General features: G+C 36.8%; 21 protein-coding genes. 17 read left to right on the top strand and 4 right to left on the bottom strand.

Annotated features, from left to right (window positions below):
- Positions 1-102: 102 nt before the first annotated feature.
- The 10 genes from LG276_RS01190 to LG276_RS01235 all read left to right on the top strand — a co-directional run bounded on the left by LG276_RS01190 (position 103) and on the right by LG276_RS01235 (position 9,663).
- A complete protein-coding gene (locus LG276_RS01190) occupies positions 103-567 on the top strand; it encodes a transcriptional regulator (RefSeq protein WP_224938726.1) in 465 nt (154 codons plus the stop codon).
- Positions 557-1,819, top strand: coding sequence for an MFS transporter (locus tag LG276_RS01195; RefSeq protein ID WP_251163206.1), 1,263 nt, complete (start codon positions 557-559; stop codon positions 1,817-1,819). The genes LG276_RS01190 and LG276_RS01195 overlap by 11 nt, the downstream gene beginning before the upstream one ends.
- 331 nt (positions 1,820-2,150) lie before the next feature.
- Positions 2,151-2,681, top strand: coding sequence for an RNA polymerase sigma factor SigY (gene sigY / locus LG276_RS01200; RefSeq protein ID WP_224938728.1), 531 nt, complete (start codon positions 2,151-2,153; stop codon positions 2,679-2,681).
- Positions 2,668-3,012, top strand: coding sequence for a YxlC family protein (locus LG276_RS01205; protein ID WP_251163207.1), 345 nt, complete (start codon positions 2,668-2,670; stop codon positions 3,010-3,012). The genes sigY and LG276_RS01205 overlap by 14 nt, the downstream gene beginning before the upstream one ends.
- Positions 3,013-3,309: 297 nt before the next feature.
- Positions 3,310-3,513, top strand: a complete 204-nt coding sequence (locus LG276_RS01210; protein ID WP_224938731.1) for a PLDc N-terminal domain-containing protein — start codon at positions 3,310-3,312, stop codon at positions 3,511-3,513.
- The gene (locus LG276_RS01215) at positions 3,513-4,418 is read left to right on the top strand and encodes an ATP-binding cassette domain-containing protein (protein WP_404293220.1); all 906 of its coding nucleotides are present in this window, start codon (positions 3,513-3,515) and stop codon (positions 4,416-4,418) included. The genes LG276_RS01210 and LG276_RS01215 overlap by 1 nt, the downstream gene beginning before the upstream one ends.
- Positions 4,415-5,194, top strand: a complete 780-nt coding sequence (locus tag LG276_RS01220; protein ID WP_251163209.1) for an ABC transporter permease — start codon at positions 4,415-4,417, stop codon at positions 5,192-5,194. The genes LG276_RS01215 and LG276_RS01220 overlap by 4 nt, the downstream gene beginning before the upstream one ends.
- A 337-nt stretch (positions 5,195-5,531) precedes the next feature.
- Positions 5,532-6,257 carry a CPBP family intramembrane glutamic endopeptidase gene (locus LG276_RS01225; protein ID WP_251163210.1) on the top strand — a complete coding sequence of 242 codons (726 nt, stop codon included), beginning with the start codon at positions 5,532-5,534 and terminating at the stop codon, positions 6,255-6,257.
- A 379-nt stretch (positions 6,258-6,636) separates the two neighbouring features.
- A complete protein-coding gene (locus tag LG276_RS01230; protein WP_285840948.1) occupies positions 6,637-7,629 on the top strand; it encodes a TAXI family TRAP transporter solute-binding subunit in 993 nt (330 codons plus the stop codon).
- 72 nt (positions 7,630-7,701) lie between these two features.
- Entirely contained in the window at positions 7,702-9,663 is a 1,962-nt protein-coding gene (locus LG276_RS01235) for a TRAP transporter permease (protein ID WP_224938736.1), read from the top strand.
- 58 nt (positions 9,664-9,721) lie between these two features.
- On the opposite strand, the gene LG276_RS01240 is transcribed toward LG276_RS01235, so the two are convergent.
- The 3 genes from LG276_RS01240 to LG276_RS01250 form a co-directional block, all read right to left on the bottom strand.
- The gene (locus LG276_RS01240; protein ID WP_251163212.1) at positions 9,722-10,711 is read right to left on the bottom strand and encodes a zinc-dependent alcohol dehydrogenase family protein; all 990 of its coding nucleotides are present in this window, start codon (positions 10,709-10,711) and stop codon (positions 9,722-9,724) included.
- Positions 10,712-10,864: 153 nt separating this feature from the next.
- Positions 10,865-11,251: a penicillinase repressor BlaI gene (blaI, locus tag LG276_RS01245; RefSeq protein ID WP_251163213.1), complete on the bottom strand. Its 387-nt coding sequence runs from the start codon at positions 11,249-11,251 to the stop codon at positions 10,865-10,867.
- Positions 11,252-13,045 carry a BlaR1 family beta-lactam sensor/signal transducer gene (locus LG276_RS01250; RefSeq protein WP_251163214.1) on the bottom strand — a complete coding sequence of 598 codons (1,794 nt, stop codon included), beginning with the start codon at positions 13,043-13,045 and terminating at the stop codon, positions 11,252-11,254.
- Positions 13,046-13,159: 114 nt separating this feature from the next.
- Here LG276_RS01250 and bla point away from each other — a divergent pair, with 114 nt between their 5' ends.
- Positions 13,160-14,047 (top strand): class A beta-lactamase, encoded by an 888-nt coding sequence (gene bla, locus LG276_RS01255; protein ID WP_251163215.1) that lies wholly within the window; start codon positions 13,160-13,162, stop codon positions 14,045-14,047.
- 165 nt (positions 14,048-14,212) lie between these two features.
- Here bla and LG276_RS01260 read toward each other — a convergent pair whose 3' ends face one another.
- On the bottom strand, positions 14,213-14,950 hold the full coding sequence (locus LG276_RS01260; RefSeq protein WP_224938741.1) for an SDR family NAD(P)-dependent oxidoreductase: 738 nt from the start codon (positions 14,948-14,950) through the stop codon (positions 14,213-14,215).
- Positions 14,951-15,133: 183 nt separating this feature from the next.
- Between LG276_RS01260 and LG276_RS01265 the strand changes: the two genes are divergently transcribed.
- The 6 genes from LG276_RS01265 to cwlD all read left to right on the top strand — a co-directional run bounded on the left by LG276_RS01265 (position 15,134) and on the right by cwlD (position 23,510).
- Positions 15,134-15,733 (top strand): TetR/AcrR family transcriptional regulator, encoded by a 600-nt coding sequence (locus LG276_RS01265; RefSeq protein ID WP_095371086.1) that lies wholly within the window; start codon positions 15,134-15,136, stop codon positions 15,731-15,733.
- A gap of 282 nt (positions 15,734-16,015) precedes the next feature.
- On the top strand, positions 16,016-17,203 hold the full coding sequence (locus LG276_RS01270) for a DUF4317 domain-containing protein (protein WP_224938742.1): 1,188 nt from the start codon (positions 16,016-16,018) through the stop codon (positions 17,201-17,203).
- Positions 17,204-18,014: 811 nt separating this feature from the next.
- The gene (locus LG276_RS01275; RefSeq protein ID WP_251163216.1) at positions 18,015-20,690 is read left to right on the top strand and encodes a YhgE/Pip domain-containing protein; all 2,676 of its coding nucleotides are present in this window, start codon (positions 18,015-18,017) and stop codon (positions 20,688-20,690) included.
- Positions 20,691-21,355: 665 nt separating this feature from the next.
- Entirely contained in the window at positions 21,356-22,192 is an 837-nt protein-coding gene (gene proC / locus LG276_RS01280) for a pyrroline-5-carboxylate reductase (protein ID WP_095371082.1), read from the top strand.
- A 90-nt stretch (positions 22,193-22,282) separates the two neighbouring features.
- Complete coding sequence (locus tag LG276_RS01285; RefSeq protein WP_224938744.1) at positions 22,283-22,726, top strand: DUF2521 family protein; 444 nt, start codon at positions 22,283-22,285, stop codon at positions 22,724-22,726.
- Positions 22,727-22,790: 64 nt separating this feature from the next.
- A complete protein-coding gene (cwlD, locus tag LG276_RS01290; protein WP_224938745.1) occupies positions 22,791-23,510 on the top strand; it encodes an N-acetylmuramoyl-L-alanine amidase CwlD in 720 nt (239 codons plus the stop codon).
- Positions 23,511-23,692: the final 182 nt, after the last annotated feature.

The following is a 23,692-nucleotide window of genomic DNA, read 5'->3' on the forward strand; positions in this document are numbered from 1 at the left end:
AGAATGTATTGACATTTATATTTAACAATTGTATTGTATTTTTAAGTTGATTTATAAATACAAATATTCATATATTTTAAAAAACAATTAGAGGTGACCATAATGAAAATTAATTGGAAGCAACAAAAGGCCATTTCCAATCCATTACGTTCAAGGATCATTGCATTACTATATGAAAAGCCTATGACACCGAAACAAACCGCCGATCTGTTAAAGAAGAACCCAGGAACCATTTATTATCACATCCAGCAACTTGTAAAACATGAAATTCTAGAAGTAGACAGTGTCAATACTGATAAGGGGATAGTAGAAAAATATTATAAGTCTAAGGCAGTAACTTTCACAAACCCAGAGCAGGAAACACCTCCAGAACATGTTGAGCAAAAAATGGCAACTGTTTATCTTTCTCAAAAGCTTGTTAACGAATTAAGCAAAGATATAGAAAAGCTTTTTTATAAATATGGACACTTGTCTTTCAAAGAAAGGGATGAAGAAGAACAATTATCATATTCTATTGAGTATCTAATTAAAAAACATATTAATGAGGGGGAAAAAAGTGAAGAATAAATTAAAGCCATTTATGTTAGAAAGAAATTTTCTTATTCTAATAATAGGTGTTTTAATAAACGGAGTAGGAAGTGGTATATACTCTGTTGCGGGCATGTTGCTTGTTTTACATTTGAGTGGAAGCGTTCTTTATTCTGGATTCGCATTTTTTGCCATATCTTTTGCAGGCACATTGGCATTTTTAATTGCTCCATTAGCGAATTATACTAAGTACAAAAATGGTTTAGTTTACAGTAACCTTATAAAAGCGATTTTACTAGTTACGATCCCAGTTTTACACTATACAATAGGAATAAATGTTTGGTATGTAATTAGTATGTTATTTATTATTGCCTTATTTACTCAATTTACGTATCCTATTGAATCAACCATATTACCAATCATCGTAGGACAGGACAATATTATTGAAGCCAATTCTTATTTACAAACGATTCGGGAAGCGATGGACATTGCATTTTTAGCACTGGCAGGGATTATCATAACATTTGTTGGAACAATACCGGCCATTTCGATCACTGCAATCTGTATATTATTAGTTTCTATCTCTTACGCCTTCTTCAATTTCGATCAACCATCGGTTAACAAGGAAAAATCAAGCTCTATAAAAGCGGCTTCTAGGGTTTACTTTCTGGACTTAAAAGCAGGTTTTAATTACATTAAAGGCTCATTGATTCCAAAAATGATTTTTTCTATTATCTTCATAAACATAGCGATGGTTATTATGACAACAAATTTACCCGCATTCTCTCTTCTAAAAAGTAATGGTGTTGAAGCTGCGTATGGTTTTTATTTAGCTTCCATGTCTATTGGAATAATGATTGGAACTATCATTACTCCAAGATTAAAACAAATTAATTTTGGGATATTAATTATAGTGGCATTTATTGGCTCAGGAATCATGTGGATGGGTACAGCAACATTGCCACTTATACCATCGACCATTTTATTTAGTGCAGGTGCGATATCAATAGGGATACTGAATTTGCTAATATTTTCTGCTATACAGAAACAGGTTGAAACTGCGTACATTGGTAGGGTAGTGACCTTGATAACTAGTGCATCAGCTTTGGGAATGCCTTTAGGTTCACTTATAGGAGGGTTTCTAGGTGAAACATTTACACCAGCACTTGCTATTATGATCTGTAGTATTTCTATGATAACTTTTAGCGTTTACTGGTTAAGTAGTTCTGTGTTACGTAAATTACCTAAGATTGATAGTGTAAATCTTTTCAAAGATAAAATTGAGGCCTAAGTTTAAAAGGGTTCTGGTCATCGAAAAACGATGCTCGGAATCCTTTTTTACAAGGAATTCCTTTTTTAAAACTTTGCTTGAGATTCGGCCATGAAAAGTAATATAACAAAAAAGTTTCGCAACGTGTACCTTTAAAAACTATGTTTGATCAAAAGGGGAAACTATGCCTAAGCTAATGCAGTCAATAATTGATTCCTTTGGCAAAATCTATGGTCATAACAATTACTAATAGTTGGCTAAACGTTTTTTTGTAATTCTTTATTTTGAAAATGAACGATTCTTCCCAGTTAATCGTATTACATATAGATTATTATTGTATGGAGTAGATCTCATGGATGAAAAGGATTTAATTCGAAAGGCGAAAAAAGGAGATACATTGGCGCTTTCGAAGCTGCTACAACAGAATTATTCGTTCCTCGTAAAGTATTTAATGAAAGTTACCCTTCATCCACAAGTCGCAGAAGATTTAACACAAGAGACGATGATGAAGTGTATTGAAAAAATCCAACTGTATAATGGTGAATCAAAGTTTTCCTCATGGCTCATCACAATCGCAACGAACCTTTTCATCGATCAAAAGCGGAGAAAGAAGCTGGAGAATAACTGGCTAGAGCAGGAACAAGTGCTCCGAAAAATGAAATGGAATGCAGCAAATATGAATGAAGATTGGGCAGATGTACTTGATATACTTGCCCAAATTGATGAAGGAATACGTATGCCAATCGTATTAAAGCATTATTACGGATATTCATATGGGGAAATTGGGAAAATGATGGGTCTAGCAGAAGGAACAGTAAAATCTCGAGTTTCAAATGGTCTAAAAAATGTACGAAAGGAGTTGGCTGATCTTGAAGGATTATGATTCTAAAAATAGTAATTCTATGTTGGATGATGAAGAGGAATTAACGGTTAAGCAATTAACAGATGGTTTAGAAAAACTGGATCAATGGAATCCAGTATCTACTCCAAACTTACAATGGTTTCAACAGAATGTTGAATTAGAGAAAAAAAGAATACGAAAAAAACAATGGAAAGACCTCCTCACGTTTATCTCTGTTGCAGTATTAGTGCTTTCAGTTGTGATTGCTGTCGTTTATCGCCAGCCAATTCTTTTTCTTTATTTTCAGCTTGTGGGGATTATCTTACTGCCCGTCGCTCTTAACATAACTAGAAAGAAGGTCAGTAATGAATGAACTCAAATGAACTAGGTAGCATATCGCTTTGGTTATGGCTTGTGATTGCGTTCATTCTGATTTGCCAGAGCTCATGGATGTTTTGGGATGCGCGAAAAAGAGGACACAATGCTTGGCTATGGGGCTTCTTAGGTCTTATTCAATTTCCAACGTATCTTATTATCTATCTTATTTTTGCAAGAAAAATATTTAAAAGAAAGGTCTCAGGATCAAATTCCTGAGATTTTTTTTTCGTGAGTGAACGAATAGGCAAACGTAATCGTATTAAGGATAAATAAACAGTTTGGAGGAGAAAAAATGAATGAACTGTTAAATGGAATCCCATGGGGAGCGTTTGCGCCAATTATTGTCTTACAATTAATTCTTATGTTTATCGCATTAGTTTCTTGTATTAAAGAAGAAAAAACGAACGGACCAAAATGGTTGTGGGTTCTTGTTATTCTCATTATCGGCATAATAGGGCCAGTGCTTTATTTGGTTGTTGGAAGGAGAAATGATTAATGGAATTATTAAAGGCAAACGATTTAGTAAAAAGTTTTGGAAATACGAATGCTGTTAAAGGAATCAATTTTCATATTGAAGAAGGCAGGTGCGTTTCAATACTTGGACCAAATGGAGCAGGAAAGACAACGACATTAAAAATGCTATCCGGATTGTTGGCGCCGACTTCAGGTAGTATTGATTTTAAAGGGGAAAAACCAAAGGATTTAAGGCCGTATATTGGGTATTTACCTCAATATCCTGCTTTCTATAATTGGATGAGCGGAAAGGAGTTTCTTGTTTTCGCAGGACAATTGTCAAAAATGAATCGTAAGGAAGCAGAAAAACGGAGTGAGGAATTACTTGAAAGAGTGGGTCTAACGAATGCAAAAAAAAGAAAAATAGGAGGTTATTCTGGTGGAATGAAACAGCGCCTCGGATTGGCGCAGGCACTCATTCATCGTCCGAAATTACTTATTTTAGATGAGCCTGTTTCTGCACTCGACCCACTTGGGAGACGGGAAGTGTTGGACATGATGAGAGAGATTAAAGAGGAAACAACCATTCTTTTCTCAACTCATGTCCTTCACGATGCAGAAGAAATAAGTGATGACATTCTTATCATGCATGCTGGAGAAATTGCGATATCAGGTAGCCTGGGAAGTGTCATGGAGGAGTATCGGCAACCTATTTTACAAATCGAATTCGAATCACCAGCTGTTGATTGGTTAAAGAGCATAGCGAGTTATAGCTTTGTATCTGAAGTAAACATTCAAGGTAATAAAACCAGCATCGTATTAAAAGATATGGTAAATGGAAAGCAGACATTATTAAAAGATATTGTGGATAGAAAACTTCCGATTCGTAAGTTCGAGATTTCTCAAACAACATTAGAAGATTTATTTGTCAAGGTGGTGAAGGCATGACGCAATGGACTGTTCTTTATCAAAAAGAAATAACGGAAATGGTGCGGAATTATAAAATTTTATGGATTCCAATTGTGTTTATTTTGCTAGGTGTTATGCAGCCGGTTAGTTCGTATTATATGCCGGAAATTTTGGACACTTTTGGCGGTCTTCCAGAAGGTACAATCCTTGAAATGCCTACTCCAACTGGGGCTGAGGTATTAATGAATGTTCTATCTAATTATGGGATGTTTGGTGTACTTATACTTGTTTTGAGTGCAATGGGTGTTGTTTCCGAAGAAAGACAAAGTGGAGTAGCAGCTATGGTCATGATTAAACCAGTTTCTTATTCCTCATATATATTATCTAAATGGGCTGGGTTACTTACAATTACACTCGTTTCATTGTTTATCGGATATGTAGCTTCTTGGTATTATACGAGCTTACTCATTGAAACAGTCGCTTTTGAGCGCATTTTTCAAAGTGTAGTGATCTACAGCATATGGTTAGTTTTTGTTGTTACATTGACGCTCTTTTTTAGTACGATAATGAAAGGAAATGGTAGTGTTGCTTTTGTTACAATATTTGTGATCTTTGCCATTTCAACAGTTACATCCCTTCTAGGAAAGTATATGAAATGGAGTCCGGCTACGATGACTGAGCACACAGGACAGGTCTTGCTGTCAGGAAAACTAGATTCTAGTTTCTTACTAGCTTTTATTATAACTATTGCTATTATTATCGTCGTACTCATCGCAACCGTACAACTCTTTAAGCGGAAAGACTTATTGGAATAAAAAATCCTTTTTCATACATTTTTGTAGCCATATAACACTTCGCAAAATGGTAATATACTTCTTATATAAATGTTAACCCTCTTTGTTCTTAAGGAGCAAGGAGTTTTTTATGCCTAAATATGAATTTAAAGTGTTCTAGGATCAAGGATAAATAATTATATTGTTCAATCTTGCAAGAATATGTTTGAGAAACAAGCTCTTCATAAAACGAAGATGAATTCGTTTTTAAATCATCCAATCTAAGTACAATTCATTTACCTCATATTAATTTCCCCCTTGTATCTCACGTAACGTGAGTTGTTAAAATTAATTCACAATCTATCAAGGAGGATAAATTATGGAAATTGGATTTTGGCTTATTTTAATTACCTTATTGCTTTATGATCCGATTATGGGATACTTAGACTTTCAGAAACTCAAAAAGGATGTACGGATAAAAGAGAATGTAAGATTAAAGTACTACTACAAAATAATATATGGATCATGGCTACCCATCATTTTCATGCTTGGCTTGGTTTTACTGACAGAACTGTCTTTAGGGCAAATAGGCTTCACATCACTGAAACTTAATACTTCTGTTTTAGGTACTGTTTTCAGTTACCTCATTTTAATCTTAGGAGTATTTTATCTTTGTTTAGTTTTGTACTATATATTTGGTTATTATTTAAGTTCTAAGATTAGGCGTGAACTATCCATAAAAAAAGCGGGGGAAATGGAGAATTATGAGTTTACTCCGATATTGCCAGTAAATGATAAAGAGAAAAAAGTGTGGAATTTTGTCTCATTGAGTGCGGCGATAACGGAGGAAGTTCTTTATAGAGGTTTCTTGATTTTTGCACTATCCTATTTATTTCCTAATTTATCAATATGGGGAGTCATTATTACTGCATCTTTTATATTTGGATTAGCACATACCTATCAAGGAGTGTGGGTAGGAGTTGTAAGAACTTCTATTATAGGTTTTTTATTTTCATGTCTCTATATTATTTTAGGATCAATTATTCCGCTAATTGTTTTACACTTCTTAATTGATTACCTTGCCAAATTAGGTGATCAAAGTTAAGCATTGACGAATAATAAAGTGAATTACATTTTAATAAGATGAACTTTTTATATCAAAAATGATGAGGCTGCGAATGTTCATCAGGCAGAAGTCTACTATATGAAGTTACTATTAAGTTCAGCTATAGAAAATTTCTAATGTGTCATAGGGTCCTTCTTTAACTTATCTTCTAGTTCATCACCTTTAAAGAGTCATTCATCATTTCTCATCATTTGTGAATTTTAGGTAATAAACAAGTATAAATTAACATACATTAATTATTATTGTAATATTTCTAAATACTTTGACAAATTGTGTGATATTTGCTTAAATAATAGGGGAGTCGATAGAGAGACTAAATAACTAGAAAGAGAAGGGGGCTTCTTTTGTGAAAAAAAATATGAAATGGTTATGGATCGCTTTGCTTTCTGCTTTAGTCATTTTCTTAGGTGCCTGTGGGAATTCAGGCGATTCTAATGATAGTGCTTCAGGTGAAGAAACAGAAGCATTAACAGATTTGCAAATGGGAACAGGTAGTACAGGTGGGACATATTATCCACTTGGCCAAGAAATGGCACAGGTGATGAATAACCACGTGGAAGCAGATGGATTTAATGTCAGTGCTGTTGCTTCAGGTGCATCTGTTGAAAATATTGGCGGCATTTTTCAAGGTACAATGCAGCTAGGTATGACGGTTCACATCCCAGCATTAGAAGCGGCTGAGGGTACAGGTGAATTTGAAGGAGCAAAAGTAGATAACTTTGGATTTATGGGACATATTTATCCTGAGGTTATGCAAATTATCACGACTGAAGATACAGGAATTACTTCCATTGAGGAGTTAAAAGGGAAAAAAGTAGCTATCGGACCAGCGGGAAGTGGAACACAAGCTGCAGCTAAAATCATTTTAGAGGCTTATGGTTTACAAGATGGTGACTATGAAGCATATGAAGAAGGATTTGGGGATGCAGCGGCTAAAATTCAAGATGGTCAATTAGATGCATCATTTGGCTTACTTGGTTTACCTGCTAGTAGCATAGATGAATTATCATTTCAGCGTGATGTTGTTCTCTTACCAGTGGAAGGAAAACCACTAGAAACGATTCTAGAGACGTCTGGATATGGAGAAATTGAGATTCCTGCTGATTCTTACGACTTTCTTGAAGAGCCAGTCACAGCTATTACTGCTTATGCGATTTTAGTAGGGTCTACTGACCAGATCTCAGAAGAACTTGGTTATGAAATTGTTAAGGGACTATATGAAAATGTAAGTGACATTACGCATCCGCAAGGGACGTTTTTGGACCCTGAAAATATCATGAATGGTTCAGAAGGTTTACCCATTCATCCAGGTGCAGAGAAATACTTTAAAGAAAAAGGCTATATGGATTAAAAGAACATGTGTAAAGGGGACTGGACATCATGCTGTCCAGCCTTTTTATTCTTTCGAAGGCGGTGAATGATTATGTCTCAAGTAACAGTTAATGATTCTGAAGACATATTAAAAAAATATGATAAAGAATCAAACTTTCGAACGAACTTACATAAGTGGGCGTGGATTGTTACGATTCTGGCAATCTCCTTAACTTTATTCCAACTGTATACAGCGCTAAAGGGCCCTTATGTCACTTTAATTCAAGGGGCGGTTCATTTAGCAGGTGGGCTCTCCATTATTTTTATCTTATACCCTTTCAAAAGTTCAATGGTCAAAAAGAAAGGAGTCCCTTGGTATGATGGAGTACTGGCTTTATTAAGTTTAACTGTTAATTTTTATATCGTGTTTGAATATGAACGTTTAATTAGTAATCAAGTCAAAATTTTAGGATATTCTACGCTTGATATTATTGTTGCCACTTTAGGTGTTGTATTAGTATTAGAAGCAACTCGCCGAGCGGTAGGTTTACCGATTGTTATTATTGCCATTGTCGCCTTACTGTATGGCCTATTGGGGTATGTGTTTCCTATCCAAGCATTTCAACATTCGGGTTTTACCTTTGATCGATTGATGACAAGTATGTTTTTTAATACAGAGGCTATATTTGGCACACCGCTAAGAATTTCCTCTACGTTTATTTTTCTGTTCTTATTTTTTGGTGTGATGTTGACTAAAACGGGCATTGGGAAATTCTTTAATGACTTAGCTTTTAGTGCAACTGGTAGGATGACAGGAGGAACAGCCAAGGCAGCTGTAGCAGCAAGTGGATTACAAGGAATGGTGACGGGTTCTTCTGTTGCAAATACAGTGAGTTCGGGGTCTTTTACCATTCCGATGATGAAGCGGGCAGGGTTTAAGCCGGAATTTGCCGCTGCGACTGAGGCATCAGCGTCGACGGGTGGGCAAATTATGCCGCCAGTTATGGGAGCAGCAGCTTTTATTATGGCGAGTAATACGGGAACAGCTTATAAAGAAATTATCATTATTGCATTAATTCCTGCTATTTTATATTTTTTAGGCGTATTTTTAGGGGCTCACTTTGAAGCAAAAAAACAAGGTATTCATGGGTTGCCTAAAGACCAATTGCCACCATTTAAAGGGATTGCTAAAAGATTAGATCTCCTAGCTCCTTTATTCGTAATCATTGGTTTACTATATTTAGGTTATACTGCGAACACTGCTGCTCTATGGGGAATTGCGACAGCTTTTATTGTCAGCTTATTTAGGAAAGATACAAGAATGAGTCCTAAAGCGATTTTGGATGTTTTAGAACAAGGTGCACGCGTGGCTCTGCCAGTTATTGCGGCATGTGCTACTGCAGGTATCATTGCGGGGATTGTTACGATGACAGGGCTCGGAGGAAAGATTACGGGAGGTATAATTGAACTTTCTGGAGGGAGCTTCTTCCTTACATTATTTTTCACGATGATTGCTTGCTTATTGCTAGGTATGGGTTTACCAACAACCGCTAACTATGTGGTTACAGCAGCATTAGCAGCACCAGCTCTTATGTCATTTGATGTACCATTGATTGCAGCTCATTTCTTTGTTTTCTATTTTGGTATCGTTGCTGATATTACGCCACCTGTATGTTTAGCTGCATACGCGGGTGCGGGAATAGCAAAAGCCAATCCGATGAAAGCGGGTGTGGTCGCCTTCAAGCTATCGATAGCGGCATTCATTATTCCATACGTTTTCGTGTCTAATCCGGTATTATTGTTACAGGGGGATTGGACGTGGGGGAGTTTATTACCAGTATTGATAACAGCTATTTTGGGAATGGTTGCCATCAGTGCATCCTTAATGAATTTCTTTGTCGCGAAGATGAATATGATAGAAAGAATCATACTATTCGCTTCTGGCATTGCGATGGCTTATCCAAACAATTTATTGGTATCTATTAGTGGCTTTGTCGTATTGATTATATTGGGACTTATTCAACATATGAGAAATAATAAAAATACAAGTAGTCCTTCAAGTGCATTGTCATAATGAAAAGAGTCGAATGAACGTTGTTGTTCATCCGACTCTTTTTTAGGTTCAATACTTATCAGTTGGTTAGAAAAACCTTTCCTTTCCGATATCGATAAGACTCTACAAAATTGACTGCTTCTTTTACTTTGATCAAGTCGAATTGAGCATCTGCATTCTGGAGTTTTAACTTTTTATTAGTGATTAAGGTTATCAGTTGATTAAATGTTTCTTGCCAAGTACTTATCGAAACTCTATTATTCCAATGTCGTAAATGAAATATTTTGGCGTTTACTTTTGCCTTATTTATGATTTGTGCCCAGTCTACTTGAATTCCTGATAATAGTCCTATAGTTAAAAAGGTTCCAGTCGGGTGAACGTTAAATGCTAAATTAGTGCCTGAGGGACCTCCTATTGAATCAATGGCTGCTTTGGCTCCGAGTCCATTGGTTAATTCCATCACTGTTTCATGCAATGGATTGACAGAGGTGTTAATAACATAAGAAGCACCGAGTCTTAGTAAATCTTTTGTGTATTTCTCATTTCTTGTTACAGCTATTAACCGGAAGCCTATTACTTTAGATAATTGAGCAAAAATATGCCCAATAGAAGAACCACATGCGTTTACCAATAAGACATCATTTGGCCTTAATTTTAATTCTTCCACACATATCACCCAGGCTGTTATTGGGTTTATATACATCTGAGCAGCTGTAAAGTCATCAATAGAATCCGGTATCGGCACGGTAAAGTCTGCTGTTGTTTTCACAAACTCTTGCCAAGTACCTTCACCTCGTAAAGGTAAGACACGCTTACCAATAAGGTCTTGAGATACTAATGGACCAATCTCCTCTACAATACCTACGCCCTCATAACCAGGAATATTAGGTAACGGAATACGGTGAGAATATGCACCTTTAATGGGAATTAAATCAGAAGGGTTCATTGGTCTTGCTATCATACGTACAAGCACTTCATTATCCTTAGGAGTGTGGACACTTTTATATTCAATTTTTAGTACGTCTTCGGGATTACCAAATTCATAGAACTTAATAGACTTTGCTTCCAAAACAGTAAGTCTCCTTTTAAATTATTTCCATCATCTTAACTGTTTAATGCGGCTAATAATCATTCAGACACTATTATTATCATGGCGTATTTGAAAATAAAAGACACCAGAAACCCAAATTGTAGGACGGGTTTCTAGTGTCTTCATCCTTCCCTATTCCTTCCCTTCAGGCTTCTCATTCAATATCGAACGCAGTTCCTTGATGTCTTTGTTTGATAGTTTTTCATCTTGGATAAAGTGGACGAGCATGGATTTGAGTGTGCCGCCGTAGATGCGTTGGATGAATGATTGTGTTTCTGCCTTTTGGCACTCTTCTTGGGAGTAGAGTGGGGAAAAGGTGTACACTTTCTGGCTCTTGTCGACAGCTACGACGGACTTTTGGACGAGACGGTCAAGCAGTGTCCTGATGGTCTTTGGTTTCCAATCAGTGTGCTTTTGTAATGATTGGATGATATCGTTAGCTGTTCGCGGTGAGTGATCCCAAAGGACATTCATGATGGCCCATTCGGATTCTGAGATATTCGGTAATGTTTCCCCCATTTATTGTGCCTCCTTGCTTTCGTAAATCCCTAATTCTTTCAAGATATCTTTCGTGATCTGTATTGCCTTTTGCCCATCTGGTTCTCCTTCGTCTTGAATATTTGTGGCAAAGAAGTAGGTAGTTTGCTTTGTTTCAACGTAACCTATAAACCAACCGTTTTTGTTTAGACCATTAATGGTTCCTGTGCCTGTTTTTCCATATAAGCGGTAACCTGTGTGGCTTTCAATTAATAGTGCATCTTGCACCTTGGCTGTATGCTCCTTTTTAAACCCTAATTGATGATGATAAAAAGATTGCAAGAGCTCGACTTGTTCAACTGGTGAAATCTTCAAGGACGATTCATTCCAAAAGTCCTTTGCGCCTCCCGAAGTATCGGTATTGCCATAATGTATACGTTGAAGTTTTGTTTGTAACGCTTCCTCACCAGTCATTGTATCCAAGCGTTGGAAATACCAATTTACTGAGTTTTGTAGAGCAGAAGTTAAGTTGTGATCTTGATTCCAAGCCGCAAAAGGTTGGTTTCTGCCATCCCATGAAAGGGTGGAAGCTTCCTCCGTAATGTACCCTGCATCTAATGCAAATAAAGCACTATAGATTTTATAAGTAGAATCAGGTGAGATCCGCTTCATACTTTTCTCGCGGTTATGAAGGACGTATTGATTTTTCGCTTCATCATAAAGGACGAAACTTCCTTCAAATCCTTGAAAGAAGGGTGAGAGATTTCGCTCGATGATGCTCTCGTTTTGAAAGTCATATGTCTCTTCTGCTCCGATTTCGAGTGCAGATACGAAAGGTAGCTGAGCAATTAAGATAAAAAGAGTTAAAGCATAGAAGCATACTGTTTTTTTAATTGAGTATGCTTTTTTTGTACGAAAAGCAGCAATACGCTCGATTCGTTCTTTCATTTGTCGTTTGCCACTCGTGAATTCTGCGATTAGTGGCAGCTTCCTTTGTATTGTAGATGCGAAATTAATCATTGTATGCCCATAACCAACGACAGCTTTGTCATGATAGAGTAACTGTAAAACTGCCTCATCACAAGCCATTTCTCTATCGGCTTTCATTCTTTTTGAGGCAATCCAGATGAGCGGGTTGAACCAGTATATGACCTGGAAGAAAATCATCACATAGTTTGTAAGTAAATCTTTATTTTTATAATGACTTAACTCATGTAGGAAGATATTTTCATAGTCCGTCATGGTTAACCAGCTTTGCTCTTTTTTGGGGATGACAACGACACTATGAAAAAGGCCAAAAATGAGTGGTGAGTGAGTCTCGGTTGAATAGCGGACATCGATAGTCCTTTTAATCCCTAGTCTTTTTTTGCATGATAGAAAAAGAGCTTCAATATTTGGGTCTTCAACTGGTAGTGTTTGAGCCTTTAACCTTTTAAGTGCGAAAAAGCTAATCAAAAGTAAAGATAGTAACACAAACACGCCGAGTAGCCATAGAATCATGAGCGGTACATTTAAGAAAGAGAAATCAATCCTTTGGACCGAAACAGAGAAATCTTTAATAAATTCGTTTGTCATTACACCTTGGTTTTCTTCAATTGCTAAAGTTGTCCCTTCCTTTTGTAATTCCGGAATTTGCGGTTGTGCGGAAAACAAAGAAGGTAATGGCATAGGGCATAAAGGAATGAGCAGTGTTAGGAAAAGCAATATCCACAAGTGGTTAAGTGATTGTGCTTTCATTTGGTTTTTCATCCAATTACGTATAAGTAGGATGGTAAGGATTGAAAAAGTGGAAATGATCAACCCGTTGAGAAAGAAGCTTATAAAGATCTCGCCCACCTCCTTTTTTATAAAAAAAGTTTGACAATTACGATTACATATGTAATATTGTACTACAGATGTAATCAGACTACAAATGTAATCTGATATTAAATTTTAGGGAGTGGTTTATAGATGAAAAAAATGATTGTTGGTTTATTTGTAGCTATGTTATTACTCGTCGGTTGTTCTAAAGAAAATGAAGTGAATGGTGGGGAAGTGAAGGCAGAGGATGTGTCGTCTGGCAAGTTTGCTCAGTTAGAAGAAAAGTATGGTGCTAAATTAGGAGTATACGCTATTGATACGGGTAATGAAGAAACGGTTGCCTATCAAGAAGACGAACGGTTTGCGTATGCCTCGACATTTAAGGCGTTAGCGGGTGCCGTTTTATTAAAGGAAAACCCGATATCAATCTTAGATGAAAAAAGAATGTACACAAAAGAAGACCTTGTTACCTATTCACCGATTACAGAAAAATATGTCGATGAAGGAATGACATTAAGGGAGATTGCGAAAGCAGCTATGCAGTATAGCGATAACACAGCGGGAAATTTATTGTTTGCAGAATTAGGTGGACCAGGTCAGCTTGAGAAAGCATTAAGAGCAATCGGTGATGATGTGACAGAGATGGACCGGTTGGAGACAGAATTAAATGAAGCAACTCCTGGGGATACGAGAGATACTAGTACCCCTAAAGCATTGGCGACAAATTTAAGAATGCTTGGATTAACGGATGAATTATCGGAAGAAAAAAGAGAAATTTTTCAGGAGTGGTTCAAAGGAAATACAACTGGTGATACCTTAATTAAATCAGGAGTACCGACAGATTGGATTGTTGGTGATAAAAGTGGTGCCGCTTCATATGGCACAAGGAATGATATCGCGATTGTATGGCCACCTAATGATGAACCAATTGTGATTGCCATATTGTCGAATAAGCAGGAAAAAGAAGCCGAATATGATGACCAATTGATTGGAGAAGCAACCGAGATTGTGCTTGAAACATTGACTCAAGCGAATTGAGATAAAAAAATGTTATTGGGAATAAACAAGCCTAGGTAAAATTGATTGTTCATAGCTGTTTTAAAGTAGATGACTGCTTAGAATATGGCTATTTCTGTCACGGCATCCTCTTAAAAGAACCCATTCTGACCATAAGTCAAAATGGGTTCCTTACTTAATTTATAATTATTGTGCTGTGTATCCACCATCAATGATTAAGCTGTTACCAGTCATGAAAGAAGAATCATCGCTAGCCATAAATAATACTGCTTTTGCCATTTCTTCTGGTTTACCTAAACGATTCATTGGTGTAGCAGCAGTTAAACCTTGTCTATCTGTTTCTCCAAGAATTGGTGTATCGATAAACCCTGGGCAAAGTGCATTTACACGGATATTTCGTGCTGCATACTCTAAGCCAAGCGAACGAGTTAAGTTCACGACACCTGCTTTGGCAGCGTTATATGCCGCACTTCCAGGTGAGCCAACCCAACCATACATAGAAGCTGTATTGACAATCACACCGCTTCCTGTTTTTAAGAATTCTTTAATAGCAGCTTGTGCAACTAAGAATACCCCATCTAAGTCCACTTCTACTGTTTTTCTCCACTCTGCATAGCTTAACTCTTCAGTTGGTTTTACCGCGCCAATTCCCGCATTATTAAATAAAATATCTACTTTACCGAAAGTATCTAATGCTGTAGTAAAGATATTTTTAACTTCTACTTCACTTGTTACATCAGCTTTAAGGAAAACCGCTTCTGCACCTTGTGATTTTAATTCAGCTACAAAACTAGCACCTTTTTCTTCGTTCATATCAACAAGGACTAATTTTGCCCCTTCTGAAGCAAATAATTTTGCAGTTGCAGCACCGATTCCAGATACTCCCCCAGTAATAACAGCTACTTTATCTTGTAGTTTGCTCATGTTTCTTCCCCCTATTATAATGAATGTGTCAATACACTTAATTGAAAGTGTTTACAAATAAATTATAATACGATGATGAATAGGTTCAATCAGCAATAAAATTGTAATTGTGTATTCATTAGACATATTAGGTATAATTGTCTATAAATCAGCAAAATTTTGTTGCATAAGGAGAAGGAGCGAATGCAAAACAATTGGTCTACCCCAAGAAGAGATCGGACGAAGATGCACCTTCAACAGGCTCTGATTGCCTTAACGAAAGAAAAGGGCTTCCATTCTGTTTCTGTCAAAGATATCGTGCAGTATGCAAAGTATAATCGAAGTACGTTCTATGTTCACTATAAAGATAAATTTGAATTAGCCGATGACCTCTTGTCCACCAATCTAGCGGCGTTAGAGGAATCTTTTGAGAGGCCGTTTAAACTTAAGAGAGAGGTTAGTACAAACCTATTGGATAATAGGTATTTTCATATTATCTCATCCATTTATAACAATCGGGAATTTTATGATTTAATCAACTACGTCGACACCATTCCCGAACTGCATACGAGGTTTCCACAAACAATACTTACGATATATCAGGAGAAGTTTGAATTTAAAACAATTAATGATCTCCCGGTTAATATGGATTACTTTAAGCGCTACACAGCATATGGATTTTACGGTTTATTAGCCAATTGGATTAATACAGGCTTTCAGATATCAAAAGAAGAATTGATTAAAGAAATTATCATACTATCTCAGGCGCATATGGCGTCGGTCAAATATATAGATAAACATTAAAAGTGGCAAGAAAAGTAGGTTCTTCTATTACAAGCTTGTTCGGCTATTTTCCTCATGGACCACTTTTTAATTCTTCATCATGTTCAATGCTTCACAATTGGTTTATAGTTCTAGTATAACCACTTGTGCACATTTTCACAAACTAATTTTAATTGATATTCGTTTGGAAACAATCTATGGAGTTAAGTCATCCATTAGCCCATTTAATTATGTTAAAATGAAAAGATAAAATTCAGTTGATTGATCCATGGTTTGCATAATGAATTAAGGGAGAATCCATTTTTGAATAAAAAAGATATAGCTGACTTTAAAAAACAATTTAAGATGAATAATGATTTATTAAAGATTAAAGATATTTTTAATGTTTATATAATGAAAGAATCTAGTGAGGTTTATCACCATCAAAGCACGCCATTTGAAATGCTTGAACAAGAACAGCAGGACCTTTTCTTAACCAACTTTAAAAAAGTACTGACAGGCCAGTTGGATCAGAAGTTGTTTGAATTGAAATTCCAGCGAAATATAGAGAATAGTAGCCAACTGATACTTCATCAAGCGATACTTACAAATGATACGGATGAATGGAAAGAGCATATGTTGGATCTTGTGGAAAAGATGTTGAAGGATAAACAGTACGAAATGGATATTGTCGTTACCTTTATACATGGTGAATATTTAAAGCCTACGAAGCGGAGTAACGAAGAGACCGAAGAAAGCAGCCGAGATGCGGTTTATGCCAATCCTTTTATCTTATGTAGTATTAACAAGACGATAGATCCCAAAAAGGAGCTACTGTTTGACTATGTGGAGAAAGAATTCAAGTATCACTTTGTCGTAGATCCTGTTATCAATTTGAAAGTACCAGTTGGCGGATTTCTATTTCCTAGCTTTACTGATCATGCCGCAGATGTGAATCATGTACTCTATTCAGCAGGAAAAGCCTATGAGCTGGATTATCATTTCATTGAAGAAGTATTAAATGCTGAAGAAGCTATGACAGCACAAGACGATAAGATTGTGTTTGAGGAAATTGTAAAGGATGTTGCAGGCAACCAGATTAATACGTCGATACTTGCTAATGTATTCGATGAAATCCAACGAGTGGTGGAAGAGAATGAAGAGCCTGATGCCCCGAAACTGGACTATCGCGATGTGGAGAAGGTTCTAACGACTAGCGGTGTGCAGGATGTCGATCGCCAAAAGGTAGAATCAGCTTTCAAAAAGGTAATTGACGATGAAAATTATGAGCTGAAAGCAACCAGTATTGTGCCGAAGTATACGTCTAAGTCAATTAAAATCAAAACAAAAGTAGCAGATATTTCTGTTTGCCCGCAGGATTTGCGCTATGTCCGTCAAATGCATGTGGATGGCAAGCTTTGTCTAATGATTGAAGTGGAAGAAAACACAGTGATAGAAGGCTTTGAAATGATTCCAGAAGCAATATTTAATAAAGTAAAAGATGAAGAATAAAGAAAGATTTATCCCATTAAGTATTTGATAAAGAATGGGATATAAAAATTAACCGCCTTAGCCCAAATATAAGGCGGTTAAGCGTGATTTACCGGTAAATTGACACGAGATATGACCTATCCACCCTCCTCATTTTAAATAGATTCCCCAAAATGCCTGTAATACATTGGCATACTTTTCGAATAAGCGATTAGATAGATATAGTCCATTCAGTTCCACTTTTACTTTATTCCTTGAATATATTTTTTAAAATATGAGCCGAAGGATTCCATGGCTTAACTGAGTCCAAAGCAAGTGATGTTTATAGGGCAAGGGTACGACTTGTGTATATTTTTCTGCTGTAGCATGCAACATTGGATAATATAATAGGCTTAATTCCACTATTCTTTTAAAATGAGTATAAAAACCATATAAAATAATCCAAACTAATAGAAGGTAAAGAACCCTAATCATTCGGATGCATCGGATATCATTATCCCAACCACTGATTGATTGACATTTACAAAAAGAAACCCACTCTCTATTATTAAATCCAATTTCAATCGTATCATTAATTTGTTAGGAGTGGTTTCTTAAATGTCATATGCTTTCATATGGCGTTGGTAAGGTAAAAAGTCTTTATATGCTTTTCTTCCTTTAATAATATTTACAATGTACCGATTATTGCCCCTTTTTAAAGCGACGTTTTCTCGATAAGCAACCATTAATTTTTAATTTTAAATTTCCAGTGACTTTTAAATGGAAACTTCCAAAAGGATGTTGTATTCTTATAGGTATTGAATTGGGGTTTTCTGTTATTAGAAGGCCCATCATGAATAAGGAAGGTGGAAGATTGAAGCAGATTTTCAGCATTGTCAGGCAGGATTTTAGGAATTTACGCAGGGTACCGTTAGTTGCGTTGCTACTAATCGGATTAGCCTTTTTGCCGTCATTGTATGCATGGTTTAATATTGCTGCATCGTGGGATCCATATAGCGAGACGAGTCAAATTAAGGTAGCAATTGTCAATGAAGATAGTGGCACAGAGCTTGAAGGGAAAGAAATGAATATAGGCCAAGAGCTCGTTGATCAATTAAAAGATAATGATCAAATGGGTTGGACCTTTGTGAATAGGCAGGTAGCTGAAGAAGGAGTAAGAGATGGTGATTATTATGCTGCGGTCTATATTGACGAGGATTTTTCGAAACAATTAACAAGTGTGGTGGATGGTGAACCAGAGGCACCGGAAGTCAGGTATGAGGTAAATGAAAAATTAAATGCGATTGCACCAAAGATGACATCTGCAGGCGCTTCCGCATTAGTTGAACAGATCAGTGAGAATTTCTTAGCCGAAGCATCAAAAGCCCTATTCACGGAATTTAACAATATCGGTATTAAGTTAGAGGAAGAACTACCGACCATTCTTAAAGTGGAGAATAATATATTTGCATTAGAAGAACGATTTCCGGAGTTAAATGAACTAGGTGAAAAGATTGTCACGTTAAATGAAGACTGGCCAGAAATGAAGGAAACGATCACAAAAGTAATTGCCTTGGAAGAAAAATTTCCTGAATTAAATCAAGGGGCACAGCAAATACTCACATTAGAAGAAAAGCTTCCGCTCATTAATCAATTAGGTGATCAAGTATTGACATTAGAAGAGCGGTTACCAGAAATTGAAGAGGCAGCAGAGCGATTATCAGAAGCAAGTCAGCAGTTTGGAGAAGTATCAGATCAGTTAAATCGAGCGTTGAAAGGTGTGCAAACAGCGCAAGAGGTGATTGATCGTGTGCAGGAAGCTTTACCGAAGGCCAATCAAATGGCAGCTGATGCTGAAGAATATGTTAAAAGTCTAAATAGCTTTTTATCAGCAAATGAAGGGGCAATTGAGCCCATATTAGATGTTATAACTCAAAATGCAGTTATCATTGAAAATACGGCCAATTCCATTGACCAAGTACTTAAACAACTCGAAAATGACCAAATGAACAATTCGGTCAATCAATCGATTAAAGATTTACAGCAACAATTGCAGACAAATATTACATCAGTTAATCATGCGATTGATATGTTTACGGCGTTAAATCAAAACGGTCAATTTACAACTGTGATTGATTCATTAACACAATTATCACAGCAGTTAACAGCACTTAATGATTCCCTAGCACAAGCGGGCTCAGGTGAGTTATCAAAAGAGCAAATCCAAGTACTTAGGAAACAGGCTCAAGATACCGCCGCTCAAGCGGGTAGACTTGTTGGTTTTATGAACAATGGTGGAAAGCAAGAGATCTTAAATGGCATGCAACAATTGAATGAGACAGCACAAAAAGCTGCAGGCGATTTAGAGAAAATTCAACAAGACATGCCGAATATAGAAGAAGTGCTGACAAATGCAGAAGGAATTGCTGAGACAGGTGAAGCACAGCTCAATCAAATCATTGCTGACTTACCGGCAATCGAGGAGAAAATAGGAGAAATCGTTGCAAAGATTGAGACGGATTTACCCAAAGCAGTTGATGCCGTTCATAAGGCAAGCGACTTTATTCGAAATGACCTCCCAGGTGTGGAAGAAAAAGTTCATCAAGCAAGTAACTTTGTCCGTAATGACCTCCCTAAAATTGAGTCAGAATTCTCGCGAATAGCGGGCTTAGTGAATGAAAACCTTCCTGAGGTGGAAAAAGGACTTTCTGAAGTTACCGCGTTCATTCAAGGGAATCTTCCTGCGCTTGAGGATTCGGTCCATAAAGCAGCCGATGATATTCGAGATTTTAAGGCAAATAATGATTTGGGAGAAATCATTGCGTTATTAAAAAATGATATTCAAAAAGAAAGTGAATTCTTTAAAGAGCCGGTAAAGCTTGTTGAGGATCAATTATATCCAATCCCGAATTACGGTTCAGCGAATACACCCTTTTATACCGTGTTATGTTTATGGGTAGGTGCACTGTTATTAGCGAACTTATTAAAAACAGATGTCCACCCAAAAGATATGAAAGAGGAGTATTCTATTCGTCATGTTTACCTTGGCAGGCTTGTACTCTTTTTAATCGTTGGCTTTCTACAAGGGTTAATTGTTAGTGTTGGTGATCTTCTGATTCTTGGAACTTACGCAGCAAACCCGGTTTGGTTTGTGATATTTACTGTCATTATTGCGATGATGTTTATGACAATGGTCTATACGATTGTCTCAATCTTTGGCAATATTGGTAAGGCGTTAGCGATTATACTCATGGTATTGCAATTATCAGGTGCAGGCGGTACTTTCCCGATTCAAGTTGCACCAGCATTTTTCCAAGCGATTAATCCATTCTTACCATTTACACATGCGATTAATATTCTGAGAGAAGCAGTTGGAGGCATTGTCCCTCATGTCGTCTGGATGAGTTTTCTATACTTATTTCTCTTTTTCGTAGCCTCTTTAATCTTAGGGCTTGTACTAAAAAAACCATTAACGCCTTGGTTAAAGAAGACAGCGGAGAAATCTCGTTCTAGTCGATTAGTTGATTAATATAGAGCTTTTTGTCACTTATCGTGGCGAAAGCTTTTTTTTGGTGATGTATCATCAAATTTTTTCGATAATTTAATCTACGGTACAGTGTTTGTTGGTGGCGATAATTTAAAGGGAGTGGGGGGCAGATCTTTTGCGAGGTTGGTAATTAGGCAAGTCGCTCTGTTTGAAAATGTGAAGGGGTACATAGTTACAAGGGAAAGCAAAGGGATAAGTAGCGCAAAACAGATTTGTGACTTTCCTTAGTGGAAGCGTAAATGTTTAGCAGTTCTTTTCGGATGATGTGGCTTATACCTATCATCGTCACAAAATCTGAATTGTTCTCCTCATCCGTTTTACTTCGTCTTTTTCATTGTTTGTGGTTTTGTGACGCCAGAGAAAAAAGAATAATTTAACATGAACCTACTATTGAAGTATGTGCAGATGGTTGTCCCATTTTTAAAACAAAGATGAAAACACGATATTCAAGATTGAGCCTGCATACAGACTGTTGAGCGAGGTTAGAGGACATCAGGATTTGAATGGTAACGCTTTCTTTCACTATCTCGCTCATATGCTTATGACTTAATCGTTAACCCTTGATTCTAAATAGTGACATGTTAAGATAGATAACGTTGAAAAAAGTACGGAAACGAAGACACAACTTTTAAGGAGTGTTTGTGTAAATGTTAGAGAATAAGACAGTGGCTTTTTTTGGTGCAGGTTCAATGGCGGAGTCAATGATTTCAGGAATGATTCATGCGGAGAAGGTACCAGCACAGCAAATTTATGTAACAAATAAATTCAATGGGGATCGGTTGACAGAAATAAAGGAAAGATACGGTGTTCATACAATGTTACAAAAGGATTTACCGTATGAAGAGGTTGATTATTTTATTATGGCAATGAAACCTTATGGCGCAGAAGAAGCCCTTGCCTTTTTAAAAGATAAAATCAGACCCGATCAAGTGGTTGTTTCTGTATTAGCAGGTATTTCTACTTCATATATGGAAGAGAAGCTAAATGATGAGCAGCAAGTCATTCGGGTGATGCCAAATACATCTAGTATGATTCAAGAATCGGCTACAGCGATGTCTCTTGGTTCTTATACACAGAAGCGACATGAAAGAGATGTGAAAGATTTACTTGCTTGCATGGGAGAAGTATTTATCATTGAAGAAGAGCAGATGGATGTTTTCACAGGTCTTGCAGGGAGTGGCCCTGCCTACTTCTACTATCTAATGGAAGAGATGGAGAAGGTGGGTGTAGAACAAGGATTAGAGGCCAAAAAAGCACGGAAAATTATTGCTCAAACGATATATGGAGCAGCAAAAATGGTTCTGGAAAAAGGCGAAGCACCGATTGTTTTACGTGAGAGAGTGACCTCACCTAATGGTACAACTCATTCAGGTGTTGAAGCATTGAAAGCTCATCACGGCGGAGAAGCTATTTCCGAAGCTGTTCAACATGCTGCTGCACGTTCGAAGGAAATTAGAGAAGAGTTAGAAAAAGTAGCACATTAATATAGTGGAAAAATTGGCAGCGGAAATCACCGCTGCTTTTTGTATGCCTCTATCCAGGAAGTTAAAGAATAGAGATAGAGGTGAAAACAAGTGACACTTATTACAACATTTGAAGATAAGCGGCGAGAGAAGCAGTTAAAATATGAAAAATCAGTGCTAAAGGAGATCTCAGTAAAGGATCTGAAAGAACAAGTCAAGCACTTATTCGGATCATCTCGTTTGTTAACAGGTTTAATGAACCATGCGGGAATAGAGGAAGCTTGCTATGATATGGCGATCGAAGCGTATCTTTTAGGCGCACATTATAGTCATTTTGGTACTAGTGGTGAGACGGCTACTACTGTACAACATAGATGTAAAGGGGATCTTACGCATTTTACGAATACTCTGTATCATTTTTTCTTATATTGGGCGCAAAATGAAGAAGGGGCTTATAGTGAATCCCTAATCTACAGTTGTGAACAGTATATCTATAGTTGGTGGATGGAAGGGTTTGAAAATGGTCGAAAAAGGCATAAATTAAGACTGCATTAAATCGTTCTAATCATTCTCCTTGTCCCATATATATATTTTGAGGACGAGCGGGGAGTGGTAATCGGTGAAGAAGAAATTAAAAGTAATTGGTTTTATAACTGGACTGGCTATTTTATTCTTTATTTTGCAATATGACTTTTCTGAAGATGATTCCTGGAACGCTTGGAATCTTCCTTTATCCGGAAAGGTTATCCTTCTTGACCCTGGTCATGGCGGTCCGGATGGTGGAGCAGATAATGGAAATGTCTTGGAGAAAGATATTGCCCTAGAAGTTTCTTTGAAGCTGCGTGATTACCTTCAAGAACAAGGAGCCGTGGTGATGATGACACGAGAAGGTGATAGGGACTTAGCCGCAGAAGATACTAAAGGCTATAGCAGGCGAAAAGTAGAGGATTTGAAAAAGCGCTTAAATATGATTAACCATAGTGATGCTGATTTTTACGTAAGTGTACATTTGAATTCGATCCCTTCTCCTAAATGGAGAGGAGCACAAACCTTTTTTGCTTCTCATATAGATGGAAATGCACGAGCGGCTAAATTTATCCAAGATGAACTCATCGCTAACTTAGAAAATACGACAAGACGGGCGAAGGAATTAGAAAATGTCTATATTCTTGATCATTCAAAAAAACCAGGTGTCCTTGTAGAAGTAGGCTTCCTTTCTAATCAGAACGAGCGGACCTTACTACAAAGTGACGATTATCAAAATAAAATAGCAGCCTCCATTTACAATGGTATAATGCGCCATTACTCTAATGAGAAAGAGATTGTGATTGAAGATTAAACGCGGACAAAGATTTGTTCGTGTTTTTATTTTCTAAAAACCCCTTCGTGTAAAATATAAACATTTATACAAATAGATCTTTAAGATATTTTAGGCATTGTATAAAGACTGATATTCTAATATGTGTTAGAATGACAATTAGAGTTATTCTAATGAAGAAACGATTTTAAAGGGGTGTAGGA

Origin of the sequence: Cytobacillus kochii, from assembly GCF_044790165.1 — a bacterium.
Taxonomy (GTDB): Bacteria; Bacillota; Bacilli; order Bacillales; family Cytobacillaceae; genus Cytobacillus; species Cytobacillus kochii.

Coding starts and splice junctions, on each gene's coding strand:
- LG276_RS01190 (WP_224938726.1), top strand. CDS start 103: ATGAAAATTAATTGGAAGCAACAAAAGGCCATTTCCAATCCATTACGT.
- sigY (WP_224938728.1), top strand. CDS start 2,151: ATGGATGAAAAGGATTTAATTCGAAAGGCGAAAAAAGGAGATACATTG.
- LG276_RS01210 (WP_224938731.1), top strand. CDS start 3,310: ATGAATGAACTGTTAAATGGAATCCCATGGGGAGCGTTTGCGCCAATT.
- LG276_RS01215 (WP_404293220.1), top strand. CDS start 3,513: ATGGAATTATTAAAGGCAAACGATTTAGTAAAAAGTTTTGGAAATACG.
- LG276_RS01220 (WP_251163209.1), top strand. CDS start 4,415: ATGACGCAATGGACTGTTCTTTATCAAAAAGAAATAACGGAAATGGTG.
- LG276_RS01225 (WP_251163210.1), top strand. CDS start 5,532: ATGGAAATTGGATTTTGGCTTATTTTAATTACCTTATTGCTTTATGAT.
- LG276_RS01230 (WP_285840948.1), top strand. CDS start 6,637: ATGAAATGGTTATGGATCGCTTTGCTTTCTGCTTTAGTCATTTTCTTA.
- LG276_RS01235 (WP_224938736.1), top strand. CDS start 7,702: ATGTCTCAAGTAACAGTTAATGATTCTGAAGACATATTAAAAAAATAT.
- blaI (WP_251163213.1), bottom strand. CDS start 11,251: ATGGGGGAAACATTACCGAATATCTCAGAATCCGAATGGGCCATCATG.
- bla (WP_251163215.1), top strand. CDS start 13,160: ATGAAAAAAATGATTGTTGGTTTATTTGTAGCTATGTTATTACTCGTC.
- LG276_RS01260 (WP_224938741.1), bottom strand. CDS start 14,950: ATGAGCAAACTACAAGATAAAGTAGCTGTTATTACTGGGGGAGTATCT.
- LG276_RS01265 (WP_095371086.1), top strand. CDS start 15,134: ATGCAAAACAATTGGTCTACCCCAAGAAGAGATCGGACGAAGATGCAC.
- LG276_RS01275 (WP_251163216.1), top strand. CDS start 18,015: ATGAATAAGGAAGGTGGAAGATTGAAGCAGATTTTCAGCATTGTCAGG.
- proC (WP_095371082.1), top strand. CDS start 21,356: ATGTTAGAGAATAAGACAGTGGCTTTTTTTGGTGCAGGTTCAATGGCG.